The following is a 15962-nucleotide window of genomic DNA, read 5'->3' on the forward strand; positions in this document are numbered from 1 at the left end:
CCTTGTTGACGAGCATCACGTCAACCTGTTGACGTTGTCAACAGGTTGGCCGTGTTGTATCTTGGTTGGAAAGGCTCGCTCCTCTGTTCTCCATGCCTACAGTCATCCGGGGCGAACGGGGCCGCGGGATTGTCGTATCCGGTCAAGGAACTGCTCACGGCCGCGCGATTGGAGATCGCAGCGGAGCTGCGCAGCGGCGGCAGGGTCTCGCTCTCGGCCGGGCGCAGGGTGGCCACCGCCGACGGCAGGCATGAGTACCTCTTCGACTGCAAGCGGTGGCTGGACGCCCTCGACGGCAAGGCGGCGCTGGTGCGCATGTCAAGGTCGACGGGCGAGTGGACGCCCGCCGGGGTGTGCCCCCGTTGTCCGGACCGGATCCCTCGCGCACCTCGCCCCTGCGCGGCGACCGCCCGGTACACCTCGGTCAGCCCGGTGTCCTCCAGGGCTGTTTCGTCGAAGCCTGTCAGCCTTGCCGAGAGAGCGGCGAGGCGAGGTAAGTCGCCTGTGATGTGCACGCGGGCACCGGTGCCCAGATGCCTGCCGGTGCATGCGCCGCGCTCTCGGAAGGGCTTGTTCGCAGCTCCGGGCGAGACGGGGATCGGCCACCACTCCCGGTCTCGTCCTGATTGTTCTCGGAGTCGGCCCCGCGCAGCTCGCCCCAAAGGGTCGCTGACCTGGCGGCTCGCCCCGTGCGGCGCCCCGCCTTAGGGGTTCTCGCCTGCGACCATACCCCCCGTGATTGCCTCGATCATCGCTGTCGCCGCCACCCTCGTCCTCTGGTCCCTGCTGGCTGAGAAGTTCGAGCGCTGGCGGGTCACCGCGCCGGTTGTCGTGGTGGTGGCGGGGGTCGTGGTCGGGCTTACGGTGCGGGACAGCGTGGGGGAGACGCTCAATACGCATGCGGCTTTGCGGGCGGCTGAGATCACGTTGGCTGTGTTGTTGTTCGTTGACGCGGCTGATGTTCGTGGGGGGATGTTCGGGCGGCATCCGGGGGCCGCACTGCGGGTGTTGTTGGTCGGGTTGCCGTTGAGTTTGGCTTTTGCCGTGGGGGTGGGGGCCTGGTTGCTGCCGGGGGTGGGGTGGCCGTTGTTGTTGGTGATCGCCTGTGTCGTGGTGCCCAGTGACTTCGCGCCCGCGCAGGCGATCCTGAGGGATCGGCGGCTGCCGGGTCGGGTGCGGGACGTGCTCAATGTGGAGGGCGGGTACAACGACGGGATCGTGTCGCCGGTCTTTCTCTTCGCGTTGGTTCTCGCGGGGCATGCCACGAGCGGGCGGAGCGCGGGGGATGCGCTCGGGACGGCCGGGCCTTCGGCCTTGAAGGCGGTTCTCGTGGGGCTCGCGCTCGGGGCCTTGCTGGGGTTCTGCGTCAATCGGGCCGAGCGGGCCGGGTTCATGAGTGCGCAGGCCAAGCGGTTGGTTCTCGTCGCGGCGCCGCTGTTGGCCTATGGGTGTGCGGTGGGGGTCGGGGGGAATGGGTTTGTTGCTTCTTTTCTGTGCGGGTTCGTTTTTCATGCCGTGCGGCGTACCGAGGAGACGCAGCGGGAGATGCAACTGATTGACGACGTCGGGTTTCTGCTCGGGGTCGTCATGTGGTTCGTTTTCGGTACGACGGCCGTGTTCGCCTTGTGGGGCGGGGTGGAGTGGCGGCTGGTGCTGTTCTGCGCGGCTGCTTTGACCGTGGTGCGGATCGTGCCGGTGATGCTGTCGCTCATCGGGTCGGGGGTGCCCGTCCGCGAAGGGTTTCTCATCGGGTGCCTTGGGCCGCGCGGGACCACGTCCATCGTGTTCGGGCTGTTGGCCTTCAATGAGCTCAGCCTCGACGATGACGCGGTTCTTGTGCTGACCGTCCTCGTGGTCACCGTGCTCGGCAGCGTCGCGGTGCACGGCCTCGGGTCTCCCGTCACCGCGCGGAAGTACCGGCCCTAGGCGGCTACAGCGGTGTGGTCTCGTCCGGCGTGAACGGTGCTCCATGGCCCGGGACGATCACGTCCGCTGTGTCGCGTACGCGGATCCGGGACGCGCGCAGGACCTCGCGGTCGGGCGCCACCGGGTCGTCCGCCGGGCCCGCCGAGTGCCACCAGAGGTCACCTGCGAAGGCGATCACGCCGGTGTCCGTGCCCGCGAGGAGCGTGATGTCCTCGGGGCTGTGGCCGGGGGTGCGGATCAGGCGGAGGGACGGGGTGAGTTCGTGGCCTTCCGCGTCCCGGTTCGTCCAGGTGTTGTCCTGGTACTCCACCTTGTGGTCGTGGATGCGGGCCTTCGGGAACAGGCCGACGTTGAGGGTGTTGTCGGGGTGGTGGTGGCTGAGGACCACGTCGGTGATGTCGTCGGGGGCGAGGCCCAGTTCGGCCAGGGGGCCGAGGATGTCGTCGCGGCTCGCGACCATGCCCGGGTCGAAGATGATGTGGCGGTCCGCGTCGCTGATGTAGGAGACGGTGGCGGCGACGCCGGGGCCCGTGGAGCCCACGTAGCCGGTGGTCAGGATCTTGTAGGTGGCGGTGCGGCCGAGCTGTGTGTTCGTCATGGCTTTGATTCTTCCGAGGTCCGTCGGCCCCCACGAGTGGCACGTCTGCCTGTGATCGCAGGATTTGTGCCAGGGAGGGGAGAGGACAGCGCCAGCCACACCCGGTCGCGGGTCACGGGGAGCGTGGTAAAGCGGGTGCCCGTCGCGTCGCGGAGGGCGTTGGTCAGGGCGGGGGCCACCGGGTTGAAGGGGCTTTCGCTCATGGACTTGGCGCCCAGGGGGCCGATCGCGTCCCTGGTCCGCGTGAAGTGGACCTCGGTGCGGGGAACGTCCGCGTACTGCGGGAGGCGGTAGCGGCGGAAGGCGGCCGTGGTGACCTCGCCGCGGTCGTCGACGCGCACCTCCTCGAAGAGGGTCGCGCCGAGCGCCTGGGCGACGCCGCCCTCCACCTGCCCGCGGCACTGCATCGGGTTCATCACCTGGCCCGCGTCCGCGGCGTGCACGCTGCGCAGGACGCGGATCTCGCCGGTGCCGGGGTCCACGGCGACCTTGAACCAGTGCGCGTTGAACGCGACCGAGCGCGGGGTGCCGCCCCAGTGTCCTTCGGCGGAGAGCTCGGACCCGGCGCCCGCGGCGTGGGCCGCCTCGTGGAGTTCCTTGAGGGTGACGGTGCGGCCCGCGCAGTCGAAGGCCTCCGCGCCCTGGTGGCACAGGTGCCGGGCCACCCCGGTGTGCCGGGCCGCGAACGTGCGCAGGCGTTCGGCGAGCGCCGTCGCCGCGAGCAGCACCGCCTTGCCCGCCACCACCGTCCCGGTCGAGCCGAAGGCGCCCGTGTCATGACGTACGACATCCGTGTCCGACTGACGGATCGTCACCCGGTCCTCCGTGGTGTGCAGCGCGCCCGCCGTGATCTGCTGGTGGACCGTGGTGGTGCCGTTGCCGAACTCCGCTGTCCCCACGGCCACTTCGTACGTGCCGTCGGGCAGCAGGGACACCCGGGCGTCGGCGAAGTGGCCGCCGGGCGGGCCCGTCGCGATCATCGCCAGGGCCGCGCCCTGCCCGACCAGCCAGCCCTCGGGAGGTGCCGGGGCGGTCTCCGGGGCCGCCGCCATCGCCTCGCGTACGACCGACAGGCACTGGTCCAGGCCGTACGAAGCGATGTGCAGGTCCTCCTCCTCGCCGATCGGGCCGAGCATCGGCTCGCCGGGGCCGATGACGTTGCGTTCGCGGACCGTCAGCGGGTCCAGGTCCAGGCGGCGGGCCAGCTCGTCGAGGAGGGACTCGACGGCGAAGGTGACCTGGCCGAGGCCGTAGCCGCGGAAGGCGCCCGCGGGCACGCAGTTGGTGTAGACGGAGTACGCGTCGACCTTCTTGTGCGGGGCGCGGTACATGGCCATCGATTCGCCCACGCTGTGGAACATCACCGCCGGGCCGTGATTGCCGTACGCGCCCGTGTTCGACACCACCCGGTAGTGGAACGCCGTCAGGGTGCCGTCCGCGCGGGCGCCGAGCTTGATCGTGACCTTGAACGGGTGCCGGGTCGTGGCCCCGTGGAACTGCTCGGGGCGGGTGTACTCCAGCTTCACCGGGCGCCGCAGCCGCAGCGCCGCCAGCGTCACGACGTCCTCCGTCAGCATTTCCTGCTTGCCGCCGAACCCGCCGCCGACCCGGCCCGCGACCACCCGGACCTCGTCCTCCGGCAGGTCGAACAGCGCGCACAGCGCCCGCCGCGTCAGGAACGGCGTCTGCGTGGACGAGCGGACCGTGAGGCGCTCCCCGGTGCCGCCCGCCTCCTCGGGCTTCGGCTCGAAGTACGCCACGCAGCCGTGCGTCTCCAGGCTCGCGTGCTGCACGCGCTGCGTACGGAACGTCTCCTCGAGGACGATGTCCGCCTCCGCGAAGCCCTGTTCGACGTCGCCGATCTCGCCGTGCACCTCGCCCACGACGTTGTCCGCGGCCCGCGCGATGCGGGACTCCGCGCCCTTGTCGCCGTGCAGGGCCGGGGCGCCCGGCAGCATCGCCTCCTCGGGGTCCACGACGTGGGGGAGCAGCTCGTACGTCACCTCCACGCGCCGGCAGCCTTCCTCCGCCGCCTGCTCGCTGTCCGCGACGACGGCCGCGACACGCTGGCCCACGTACCGGACCGTGTCGTCGAGGACGCGGGTGTCGTCGGGGTCCTCCGTGGGGTGCTCGTGGCGGGCCGACGAGTACAGGCGGTCGGGGGCGTCCTCGTGGGTGAGGACGGCGTGCACGCCCGGGACGCGCAGGGCGGCGCTCGTGTCGACGGCGACCACGCGGGCGTGCGGATGCGGGGAGCGTACGAGCTTCATGTGCAGCAGGCCCGGTACGTCGACGTCGAAGGTGTAGCGCGCGGTGCCGGTGACCACCTCGGGGCCCGCCGGTGCGCCGAGGTTGCGGCCGACGGCCTCTCCGGCGTCCGGGCGTTCGGTGTGCGTGACGCCGCGCACGGCGTCCTCGATGGCGCGGTAGCCCGTGCAGCGGCACAGGTTGCCCTTGAAGGCGCGCGGCAGGTCGTCGAGCTTGCCGTCGTCGTGCGCCGTGCCGCGCTCGGCCTCCAGGGCGGCCGTGGTCATGAGGAATCCGGCGGTGCAGAAGCCGCACTGGAAGCCCTGCGCGTCGAGGAACCGCCGCTGGACCGGATGGAGTTCGCCGTCCGGCGCCGCCAGGCCCTCGACCGTGGTGACCTCGCGGTCGGCCGCCCGCACCGCCGGATAGACGCAGCTGTGCACGGGTTCGCCGTCCACATGGACCGTGCAGGCGCCGCAGTCACCGGCGTCGCAGCCCTTCTTCACGCCGAACCAGCCCTGCTCGCGCAGATACGTGCGCAGGCACTGGCCGGGGCGCGGATCCGTGGTGCTGGGGCGGCCGTTGACGTGGAGGCGGAAGCTCATCGGGGGCTCTCCTCGGAGTGGGGCGCGGCGGGGGCGGGAGCCTCGTCGTGAGGCGTCGGGTCCTGAGCCAGGGGGTGGCTCAGTTCGCGGCGTATCTCCTCCGCGAACCGGAACGCCATGTGCCGTCGCCACTCCGGCAGCCCGTGGATGTCGTCGAACCACTCGTCGTCGCCGACGGCCGCGGCCAGCGCCGCCCGCAGCCCCGCCGCGTCCGGCACCAGCGGGAACCAGAGCCGGACCGGCCGCACCGTGGCCGCCGTCACCGTCACCGCCAGCGAGCCGTCCACCGGGTCGAGGGCACCGATGACCAGGGCGCCGGAGCGGCCGAGGCCGTACAGCGACGCCTGCCGGAACGCGGTGCGGCAGCGCAGGGCGCGGGCGGGCAGGGTGACCGAGCGCAGCAACTCGCCCTCGGCCAGGACCGTGCGGCCCGCGCCGGAGACGAAGTCCGCCGCGGCGACACGGCGCACCGCGCCCGTCTGCGGCCGCAGCAGACACACGCCGTCCAGCGCGGCGGTCAGCGAGATCATCGGCCCGGCCGGAAGGCCGTTGCAGAGGTTGCCGCCGACGGTCGCCATGTTCCAGATCTTGAACGAGGCGAGGAAAGCGCGGCAGCACTCCTTGAAGAGCGGTGCCGCCGGTGCGGCCAAGGTCGCGGCGAAGCGGGACAGGGCGGCGATGGTGCAGGTCGCCGCGATCTCCAGGGCGCCGTCCTGCCGGAGCGTCACCGGCTCCCAGCCCATTCGGCTCAGGTCCACGAGACGGCGCAGGTGCGGCTGCGGTTCGGAGAAGAGGTACGTTCCGCCGCCCAGCCAGGCGTCGCCCGGCTGCCAGGGTTCGCGGCGCCGCGCGTCCCGGACGTCGAGCACGGTGTTCAGATCCACGGCTCCCCCTGTCGTGCGCTCATGGCTCCCCCTGTCGTCGGCCCGCCCGTCGCCTTCCGGCCACGGTCGGCGGGTGTTCCGGCCATCGGCTGTTCTCAGTGAAGCCCGCGGGGCGGGGCCGAACCACTGGTCCCGTACACGGAAAAACACCGGACCCGCGGGGTGCTGCTTGTGTGTTCAACCAAGAGGCGTTCTGCTCGAACACCTGGGCATTTACGATGAGGCTTCTCGTATTCGCCTCGTGAATGTGAGATGCGGGTCGTCCCGCAGCCGCGCAAGGAGCACCGCATGCACGTCGACCATCTCCGCCAGCTCGACAGCCTCGGCATCACGCTCGTCTGGGGCGACGAACACCTGCTCGGCCGGGAGATCAGCGGGGTCACCGCCACCGATCTGGAGGACCCGGAGCGCTTCCTGCGGCCCGGCGAGATCGTCCTCACCGGGCTCGTGTGGTGGCACCCCGACGACGGCCGCGCCAAGGCCGAGCGGTTCGTCGCCGCCCTCAGCGCGGGCGGCGCGGTCGCCCTCCTCGCCGGGGAGGAGACCCACGGCGCCGTCCCCGCCGAACTCGTCGACGCCTGCCGCGCCCACCGCGTGGCCCTGCTCTCGGTGCCCGCGCGCACCAGCTTCCGTGCCGTCACCGAGGCGGTGTACCTGCGGCAGTGGGGCGACCTGAGCCGCCTCCCGGCGCCGCACCACGCCCTGCCGGAGAACGTACGCGGCGAACTCGGCCGTCTCCTGGAGCGTGGCGCGGGCCCGGCCGAACTCCTGGAGAGCGCCTTCGCCCACCTCGGCGCGCCGCCCTGCCACCTCCTCACGAGCACCGGCCGCACCGTCGCCCGCACCTCGTCGGCCCCCGCCCTGTCCGCCCGCGACGCCGCGCGGCTGCTGCACTCCGCGTCCGGCACCACGCTGCGCGTCCAGGCCGAAGCCACCGCGTACGACGCCTGGCAGCTGCACCTGCCGGAGGCGGACGCGGCGCCGCCCCGCGTCCTGCACGAGATAGCCGAGGTCCTCGCCCAGCACCGCCACCACCACGACCGCCGTCGCGCCGCTCGCGCCCGGGCCCACGAAGCGCTCGTCGACCTGGTCGTCCGGGCGGACGCCGGGGCACCGGACACGGACGCGCTGGCCGACGCGCTGCGGGCCTGCGGGCTGCCGGGGCGGGGGAGTTACCGCGTGGTGGTCGCGGGTGCGGGTGCGGGTGCGGGAGTTGGGGGCGCGGGGGGCAGGGTGGGCGCGAGTGCCGCCGGGGGCGCCCCGCCTCGTCCCGGGCTCGCCCTCGACGCTCTCGCCGAAGCCACGCGCCACCTGACGTCCGCGCCCTTCGCGGTGGCGGAACGCCCGGGTGTCGGGGCGGTCGCGATCATCCCCGTCGACGCCGACGCCGACGCCGACGCCGACGTCGAGTCCGACGCCGATTCCGACGGCGGTCTCCGGGACGGCCTCAGGGACGTGTGGCCGCTGCTCCAGGCCTGTCGGCCGGACACCGTCCTGCACGCGGGCATCAGCGCCCGGATCCCGGCCCCGGCCGGTCTCGGCCGGGGCGTCGTCCAGGCCCGCTACGCCCTCGCGGGAGCCAGGACCACCGCCCCCGAAGCCTCTGCCCCCGAAGCCGCTGCGTCAGGGGCCTCTGCCGTCACCGCCGTCGACGACCTCTCCACCCTGGAGGCGCTGCTCGCCGGGGTCCCCGACGACGTACGCGCCGCCTACCTGAGCAGCACGCTGGGCCCGCTCCTGGGCGAGTCACGGGCGTCGAACGGCGTGCTCCTGGAGACGCTGGAGGTGTTCCTCGGCAACAACGGCTCCTGGGCCCGCACCGCCAAGGCCCTGCAACTGCACGTGAACACCGTCCACTACCGCATCCAGCGCGTGGAGTCCCTCACCGGCCGGGACCTGTCCCGCCTCGACCACAAGCTGGACCTGCGCGCCGCCCTGCTCTGCCGCTGAGGCGCGAACGGCCTTCGGGGCGCGGACTTCAAGGACCGGGCTTCGGGGGGACACGGCCCTCAGGGAACGTCGACATGGACATTCGTCGACTTCACCCGTGCCGTGACCAGCACCCCGACCTCCAGGCCCAGTTCCGCCACGGACTCCCGCGTCACCAGCGAGACCAGGCGGTGCGGTCCGGACTGGATCTCCACCTGCGCGGCCACGTCGTCGAGCCGGACCGCGGTGACGATCCCGGCGAACGAGTTGCGCACGGAGGTGGCCACGCCGTCCGGCACCGGATGCCGGTCCGCGGCCCGCTCCTTCGCGAACGCCGCGAGCGCGGGTCCTTCGATGGTCCGGTTCCCCGTGCCGTCCCGCTCCATCCGCAGCCGGCCGCCGTCCGCCCACCGGCGGACGGTCTCCGCGCTCACGCCGAGAAGCGCCGCTGCCTGTCCCATGCTGTACGACCGCACAGCCGCACTCTACGGGGAGCGCACCGCCCGCACCGCTGGGCGGAATGAGAACTTCCGGTTGGGCTCCCGATGTCCGACTTGTGTTGTCCTGGCGACGGGACACGGCAAACCACCGTGTGTCCGCGAACTGAATGTTGACGTTTTCGCGGAGTGCGCTTCGGTGGCGCAAAGTGCCCGTACGGGCCGTTCCTTGCTCCTGCCGAAGGGTCCTCATAGGCTCGTTGCGCGGGATCGGGGGCATTTCCCGCCGGGGGTTCCGGAGTGACCGCCGTCCGGTCTTCTCCATTTCACTCAGCATTTCCGTCGAGCGGCCCAATCCGCGCCCGCGCACAAAGATGTGCGCATGTTATTCGTTAAGAGTCTTCCGTGGTGGGACTTTGGGGTTGACGCATCGGCGTGAAGGTGTGCGGAGGGCTCCGGGGAAGGGCAATCGGAGTGATCTTGATGGCGGTTGACTCCGTAGCCGCGAGGTACGAGCCTGTCGGAGCAACGGGAGTACAAGAGCTGCCCAGCGAACGGGTTCTGGCTGCTCGGCCGAACCGAACGAGCGATACGGGCGAACAATTGCGTCGGTGAATAGGGCTTTCACGCCCTGTTTCGTGCGCGCTTGCCGCTCGGCCTCCGCAGCACGGAAATCAATGACCCTGGCTTCAGGTCCAACGTCTAACCACTGTGGGGGATGGTCGCTTTGCGTTCTTTTGAGCAGGGTGCGTCGCGGGGCGAGCTCAATGACACGGAGGTTCCGGTACCGGTGGGGACGATTCCTGAACTGTTCGAACGGCAAGTCGTCGCGGCGCCGGATGCGACCTCTGTGGTCTTCGGCGACGAGTCGCTGAGCTTTGCCGACCTTGACGCGCGCGCGAATCGCCTCGCGCGTTTCCTGATCGAGCGTGGCGTCGGCGCGGAGACCGTCGTCGGCGTGGCACTGCGCCGGTCGCCCCAGTGGTGCGTGACGGTGCTCGCCGTGATGAAGGCGGGCGGCGCCTATCTGCCGGTGGACCCGGCCTATCCCGCCGACCGCATCGCGTACATGGTCGAGGACTCCGAGGCCGTCCTTGTCCTGGTCGACGAGGACACCGCCGGGCTGCTGCCCGAACTGCCCGCCCCCGTCGTCCGCCTCGACGACCCGGAGGTCACCGGCGCCGTCGCCGCGTACGACTCCGGAGACGTCGGCGACGCCGAGCGCGCCACCCCGCTGACCGTCGCCAACGCCGCGTACGTCATCTACACCTCGGGCTCCACGGGCCGTCCCAAGGGCGTCACCGTCACCCACACCGGCATCGCCAACCTCGTCGGCGCCATGCTCGACCGGATGAACGTCACGCCGGACAGCAGGATCCTGCAGTTCTGCTCGCCGAGCTTCGACGTGTCCGTGGGCGAGCTCGGCATGTCGCTGCTCTCCGGCTCGACCCTCGTCATGGCCGACAAGGACGCCCTCGCCCCCGGCGCCCCGCTCGTCGAGACCATCAACCGGCACGCCGTGACGCACGCCGTCATGTCGCCCGCCGTGCTCGCCGCCCTGCCGACCGGCTCGCTGCCCACCGTGCGCAGCCTCGCCGTCGCGGGTGAGGCGACCGCGCCGGAACTCGTCGCCACCTGGGCCGCCGACCGCCGGATGATCAACGGCTACGGCCCCACCGAGACCACCGTCGCCGTCACCCTGAGCACCCCGCTGACCGGCGACGGCCAGGCACCGCCGATCGGCGCGCCCCTGTCCAACACCGAGGCGTACATCCTCGACGACGACCTGAAGCCGGTCCCCGAGGGCAGCCCGGGCGAGCTGTACATCGCCGGCGCGCCTCTCGCCCGGGGCTACCTCGGCCGCCCCGCCATGACCGGCGAGCGCTTTGTGGCCTGCCCGTTCGGCGGGCCCGGCGAGCGCATGTACCGCACCGGCGACCTGGTGCGGTGGGGCGACGACGGCCAGCTCGTCTTCCTCGGCCGCGCCGACACCCAGGTCAAGATCCGCGGTCTGCGCATCGAACTGCGCGAGATCGAGGCCGCGTTGCTCGCCCACCCGCGCGTCGCGCACGCCGTCGTGACCGTCCACGAGGGCCGGGGCACCGGCAAGCAGCTCGTCGGCTACGTCGTCCCTGCCGGAGCCGGGGACGCGGAGGCCGCGCGGGAAGAAGCCGCCAAGAGCGGCGGTACCGGCCACATGACCTTCGACTCGGGCTTCTCCACCGGAGAGCTGCGCGGCTACCTCGGGCAGCGGTTGCCGGACTTCATGGTGCCGGCGACGGTGATGGTCCTTGACCGGTTGCCGTTGACGACGAACGGCAAGGTCGACAAGAAGGCGTTGCCGGAGCCGGAGTTCAAGGGCGGGGCCTATCGGGCGCCGCGCACGGCGGAGGAGGAGGTCCTGGCGGGCGCGTTCGCCGCCGTGCTCGGCCTGGAGCGGGTCGGCATCGATGACGACTTCTTCGCGGTGGGCGGGGACAGCATCCAGTCGATCCAGGTGGTCTCGCGGGCCCGTGCGGAGGGGCTTGAGGTCAGCGCGCGGGAGGTGTTCGAGTCCCGGACGGTGGCGCGGCTTGCGGAGGTGGCGGTCGCCAACCGGCTGTCCGGTGCCGCGGTGGTGTTGGAGGAGCTGGAGGGCGGCGGGGTCGGGTGGATGCCGCTGCTTCCGGTCGCGCAGTTGCTGCGGGGGTGGGGGCCCGGGTTTGACCGGTTCTTGCAGGCGATGGTCCTCGACCTCCCGGAAGGGATCGAGGCCGGGCAGTTGGCAGCCACGCTGGGTGCGGTGATCGACCGGCATGACCTGCTGCGCGCACGGCTCGTGGAGTCGGACGGCGGGGGCGGTCTGGAGGTCGCTCCGGCCGGATCCGTCGACGTCACCACGCTCCTCAAGCGCGTCGAGTGCGATGGGGTGTGGGCGAGTGAGGGCTGGCACGCCTCGCTGATGGCCGAGCTGGAGACGGCCGCCGCGTCCCTGGACCCCAAGGCGGGCGTCGTCGCGAGGTTCGTGTGGTTCGACCCCACCGACGCCGGTGACGGGGCCGCCCCCGGGCGGTTGCTGGTCGCGTTGCATCACCTGGTGGTGGACGGGGTGTCCTGGCGCATCCTGATGCCCGACCTCGCGCTGGCCTGGGAGCAGGTCCGCGACGGCCGCACCCCGGAGCTCGCGCCGGTGGCGACGTCGATGCGGCGCTGGGCCCACGCCCTGGCCGAGGAGGCCACCAGCACCAAGCGGACCGCCGAACTGGAGCTGTGGCAGCAGATCGTCGACGGCCCCGACCCCGTCCTGGGCGCACGCCGCCTGGACCCGGCCCTGGACGTCATCGCCACGCTGACCGAGACCCGCGTGCAGCTTCCGACGCAGGTCACCGAGGCCCTCCTGACCACGGTTCCGGCGGCGTTCCACGGTGAGGTCAACGACGGCCTCCTCGCCGCCCTGGCCCTGGCGCTGGCCAAGTGGCGCCAGACGCGCGGCACCGACGAGTCGTCCTCGCTGATCCGTCTGGAGGGCCACGGCCGGGAGGAGGCGGCCGCGCCGGGCGCGGACCTCTCCGAGACGGTGGGCTGGTTCACCAGCGTCTTCCCCGTCCGCCTCGACCTCACCGACGCCGACCTCGACGACGCCCTCAACGGCGGCCCGGCCGCCGCGCGCGTGCTGAAGGCGGTCAAGGAGCAGCTGCGCGCCATCCCGGACAAGGGCATCGGCTACGGCCTGCTGCGCCACCTCAACCCCCACACCGCCCACGTCCTGGCCGCCCACGGACACGGCCAGGTCGGCTTCAACTACCTCGGCCGCTTCTCCACCCACACCGACATGCCCGCCCACGCCCAAGGTCTCGGCTTCACCCAGGCCACCGACGTGGAGGAGCTCGCGGAGCTCGACGCCGCGCAGGACCAGGCCATGCCCGCCCCCGCCGAAGTCGACATCAACGCCTCCGTCACCGACACCCCCGAAGGCCCTCAGCTCGGCGCCCTGTTCACCGCCCCCTCCGGTGTGCTCACGCAGGAGGAGGTCCGTGAGCTGGCCGACCTGTGGTGCACCGCCCTGGAGGGCCTGGCCCGGCACGCCGACCAGCCCACAGCAGGTGGCCTCACCCCCTCCGACATCCCCCTCGTCACGGCCACCCAGAGCGACATCGAGGCCTGGGAGGAGCAGTTCCCCGGCCTCTCCGACGTCTGGCCTACCTCCCCCCTCCAGTCCGGCCTCCTGTTCCACACGCTGATGGCCGACGGCTCGGAGTCCTCGTTCGACGCCTACCAGGTGCAGTACGCCCTCCAGCTCTCCGGGCGGATCGAACCGGCCCGGATGCGCGCCGCCGGACAGGCCATGCTCGACCGCCACCCCGCCCTGCGCACCGCCTTCGTCAACGACGCGTCCGGCGACCTCGTCCAGCTCGTCGTGGACGGAGTCGAGCTGCCCTGGCAGGAGGTCGACCTCAGCGGCACGGCCGAGGGCGAACGCGACGCGGTGTTCGAGAAGTTCATGGCGGACGACCTCAAGGCCCACTTCGAGATCACCAGGCCGCCGATGCTGCGGCTCTCCCTCATCAAGCGGGACGAGGAGCGGTTCGAGCTGGTCCTGACGGCGCACCACGCGCTGTTCGACGGCTGGTCGCTGCCCCTGCTCATCCAGGACGTGCTCCGCTTCTACGGCACCGGCGGCGACACCTCGGGCCTGCCGCCCGCGCGGACGTACCGCGACTACCTCGCCTGGCTGGCCCAGCAGGACCCCGAGGTCTCCGCCGAGGCCTGGCGGCACGAGCTGGACGGCGTCGACGAGCCGACCCTCCTCGCGCCCGGCGCGGAAACCGGAAGCCACAGCTCCGGCATCGCCCAGGTCGACGTACCGCTGACCCCGGCCGAGGCCACCGAGCTGACCCGGCGCGCCGCGGACCTCGGCGTCACCCTGAACACCCTGGTGCAGGGCGCCTGGGGCCTGCTCCTCGGGCAGTTGACGGGGCGTCAGGACGTGGTGCTCTCGTCCACGGTCGCCGGGCGTCCGCCCGCGCTCGCGGGGGTCGACTCCATCGTCGGCATGTTCCTCAACACCCTGCCCGTACGCGTCCGTTGCGCACCCGGGGACACCCTCGCCGACCTGCTCACCGGCCTCCAGGACCGGCAGGCCGCCCTCCTGGACCACCACCACTACGGCCTCACCGAGATCCACAAGACCACCGGACTCAAGGCCCTGTTCGACACCCTCGTCGGGTTCGAGTCCTTCCCGCTGGACCGCGGCACGATCAGCGAGGTCAGCGCCGCCGCCGGCATCACCATCACCGGCATCCGCGCGTTCACCGCGAGCCACTACCCGGTGACGGTCTTCGTCTACCCGGACGGGGAGTACCCGCGCCTGAACGTCCAGTACCAGCAGGACGTGTTCGACCGGGACGAGGCCGACACCCTCGCCGCGCGCTACGGCCGGATCCTCGCCACCGTCGCCGCCGACCCGCACCAGGCCGTCCGCGCCGTCGACGTACTCGACGCCGCCGAGCGCGAGCGCCTCATCGTCGGCCTCAACGACACCGCCGAGCCGACGCCCGAGCTGACGATCCCCGGCTTCTTCGAGGAGCAGGCGGCGAAGACCCCGGACGCGGTCGCCGTCGTCTTCGACGACCAGCAGCTCACGTACGCGGAACTCGACACCCGCGCCAACCGCCTCGCCCGCGAGCTGATCGAGCGGGGTGCGGGCCCCGAGACCGTCGTCGGCCTCGCCCTGCCGCGCTCCGCGGACCTCGTCGTCGGCATGCTCGGCATCCTCAAGTCCGGCGCCGGATACCTGCCGATCGACCCCAAGTACCCGAGCGCGCGCCTCGGTTCGATCCTCACCGAGGCCGCCCCGCGGTTCGTGCTCACCGACTCGGCGACGACCGGGGTGCTGCCCGCCTCCGACGTGCCGCACGTCCACCTCGACGAGCTGGCCCTCGACGAGGCGCCGGGCGGGCCCGTCACCGACGCCGACCGGACCTCGCCGCTGCGCCCCGACGGCATCGCGTACGTGATGTACACATCGGGCTCCACCGGCACCCCCAAGGGCGTCGTCATCACGCACGCCAACGTCGTCAACGGCGTGACGCGGCTCGCGCGGCGGGTCGCCGGGGGCCCCGGCTCCCGGATGCTCGCGGGCACCTCCGTCAACTTCGACGTGTCGGTGTTCGAGACGTTCACGACGCTCTGCTCCGGCGGCACCGTCGAGGTCGTCCGGGACGTCCTCGTCCTCGCCGAACGCGACAGCTGGTCGGGCAGCGTGATCAGCACCGTGCCGTCCGTCTTCAACGAACTCCTCGAACAGATCGCCGCCAAGACGAAGGTCGAGACGCTCGTGTTCGCCGGTGAGGCGCTGCCCGCCGCGCTGGTGGCCCGCATCCGCGAGGCCATGCCCGGCGTGAAGGTCGTCAACGCCTACGGCCAGAGCGAGAGCTTCTACGCCACCACCTTCGCCCTCGCCGCCGACGAGCCCTGGACCGGCTCGGCCAGCGCCCCCATCGGCACGCCCATCGGCAACATGCGCACCTACGTCCTCGGCCCGGGCCTCACCCCCGTCCCCGCGGGCGTGGTCGGCGAGCTGTACGTGGCCGGGAACATCGGCCGCGGCTACTACGGCAGGGCCGTCCTGACCGCCGACCGGTTCGTGGCCGACCCCTACGGCCCCGCGGGCGCGCGCATGTACCGCACCGGTGACCTGGCCCGCTGGACCGCGGACGGGCAACTGGAGTACGTCGGGCGCGGCGACGCGCAGGTCAAGGTGCGGGGCTTCCGCATCGAGCCCGGCGAGGTCGAGGCCGCCCTCACCGACTTCCCCGCCATCGCGCAGGCCGCGGTCGTCGTCCACGACGGCGGCGAGAGCGTCGGCAAGCGGCTCGTGGGCTATGTCGTGCCCACCGAGACGGACGGCGCGAGGAGCACGGTCGACATGACCGAGCTGCGCGACTTCGTCATGGGCCGCCTGCCCGAATTCATGGTGCCCGCCGCGGTCGTGGTCCTCGACCGCTTCCCGCTGGCCCCGAACGGAAAGCTGGACCGCAGGGCCCTGCCCGAGCCGGAGTTCGCGGGCGCGGCCTACCGCGCGCCGCGCAACGAGAAGGAAGAGACGCTCTGCACGCTGTTCGCCGAGGTCCTCGGCGTGGAGCGGGTCGGCATCGACGACGACTTCTTCGACCTGGGCGGGAACTCCCTGTTGGCCACACGGCTCACCAGCCGCATCGGCAAGGCACTCGGAGTGAGTGTGCCGATCCGGGCGATCTTCGAATCGCACAGCATCGCCGAACTATCGCGCACGGTGCAGAACGCCACGGCGTCGCGCCGACCCAAGCTGCGCAGGATGAACAGGAGTGGACAGTAA

The 15962-nt window shown here is 71.9% G+C and carries 7 protein-coding genes; 3 read left to right on the plus strand and 4 right to left on the minus strand.

Going from position 1 to position 15962, the window contains the following annotated elements; genetic code table 11:
- Positions 1-735: 735 nt before the first annotated feature.
- A complete protein-coding gene (locus ACFVHO_RS15205) occupies positions 736-1926 on the plus strand; it encodes a cation:proton antiporter (RefSeq protein ID WP_385713659.1) in 1191 nt (396 codons plus the stop codon).
- Positions 1927-1930: 4 nt separating this feature from the next.
- On the opposite strand, the gene ACFVHO_RS15210 is transcribed toward ACFVHO_RS15205, so the two are convergent.
- The 3 genes from ACFVHO_RS15210 to ACFVHO_RS15220 are packed head-to-tail and all read right to left on the minus strand — an operon-like array spanning position 1931 to position 6260.
- Positions 1931-2524, minus strand: a complete 594-nt coding sequence (locus ACFVHO_RS15210) for an MBL fold metallo-hydrolase (protein ID WP_385713660.1) — start codon at positions 2522-2524, stop codon at positions 1931-1933.
- Positions 2521-5376, minus strand: coding sequence for a molybdopterin-dependent oxidoreductase (locus ACFVHO_RS15215; RefSeq protein WP_385713662.1), 2856 nt, complete (start codon positions 5374-5376; stop codon positions 2521-2523). Before ACFVHO_RS15215 ends, ACFVHO_RS15210 begins: the two co-directional genes overlap by 4 nt.
- Positions 5373-6260 carry an FAD binding domain-containing protein gene (locus ACFVHO_RS15220; RefSeq protein WP_385713664.1) on the minus strand — a complete coding sequence of 296 codons (888 nt, stop codon included), beginning with the start codon at positions 6258-6260 and terminating at the stop codon, positions 5373-5375. The genes ACFVHO_RS15215 and ACFVHO_RS15220 overlap by 4 nt, the downstream gene beginning before the upstream one ends.
- 288 nt (positions 6261-6548) lie before the next feature.
- Between ACFVHO_RS15220 and ACFVHO_RS15225 the strand changes: the two genes are divergently transcribed.
- Complete coding sequence (locus ACFVHO_RS15225; protein WP_385713666.1) at positions 6549-8210, plus strand: PucR family transcriptional regulator; 1662 nt, start codon at positions 6549-6551, stop codon at positions 8208-8210.
- A 59-nt stretch (positions 8211-8269) separates the two neighbouring features.
- Here ACFVHO_RS15225 and ACFVHO_RS15230 read toward each other — a convergent pair whose 3' ends face one another.
- Positions 8270-8665 (minus strand): molybdopterin-binding protein, encoded by a 396-nt coding sequence (locus tag ACFVHO_RS15230; RefSeq protein WP_385713668.1) that lies wholly within the window; start codon positions 8663-8665, stop codon positions 8270-8272.
- 751 nt (positions 8666-9416) lie between these two features.
- Between ACFVHO_RS15230 and ACFVHO_RS15235 the strand changes: the two genes are divergently transcribed.
- Entirely contained in the window at positions 9417-15962 is a 6546-nt protein-coding gene (locus ACFVHO_RS15235) for an amino acid adenylation domain-containing protein (protein ID WP_385713670.1), read from the plus strand.

The sequence above is a fragment of the Streptomyces sp. NPDC127108 genome, assembly GCF_042677545.1.
Classification (GTDB): domain Bacteria; phylum Actinomycetota; class Actinomycetes; order Streptomycetales; family Streptomycetaceae; genus Streptomyces.

What these genes read in the sequence shown, in the direction of transcription:
- ACFVHO_RS15210 (WP_385713660.1), bottom strand. Translation starts at nt 2,524, where the DNA reads ATGACGAACACACAGCTCGGCCGCACCGCCACCTACAAGATCCTGACC.
- ACFVHO_RS15225 (WP_385713666.1), top strand. Translation starts at nt 6,549, where the DNA reads ATGCACGTCGACCATCTCCGCCAGCTCGACAGCCTCGGCATCACGCTC.
- ACFVHO_RS15215 (WP_385713662.1), bottom strand. Translation starts at nt 5,376, where the DNA reads ATGAGCTTCCGCCTCCACGTCAACGGCCGCCCCAGCACCACGGATCCG.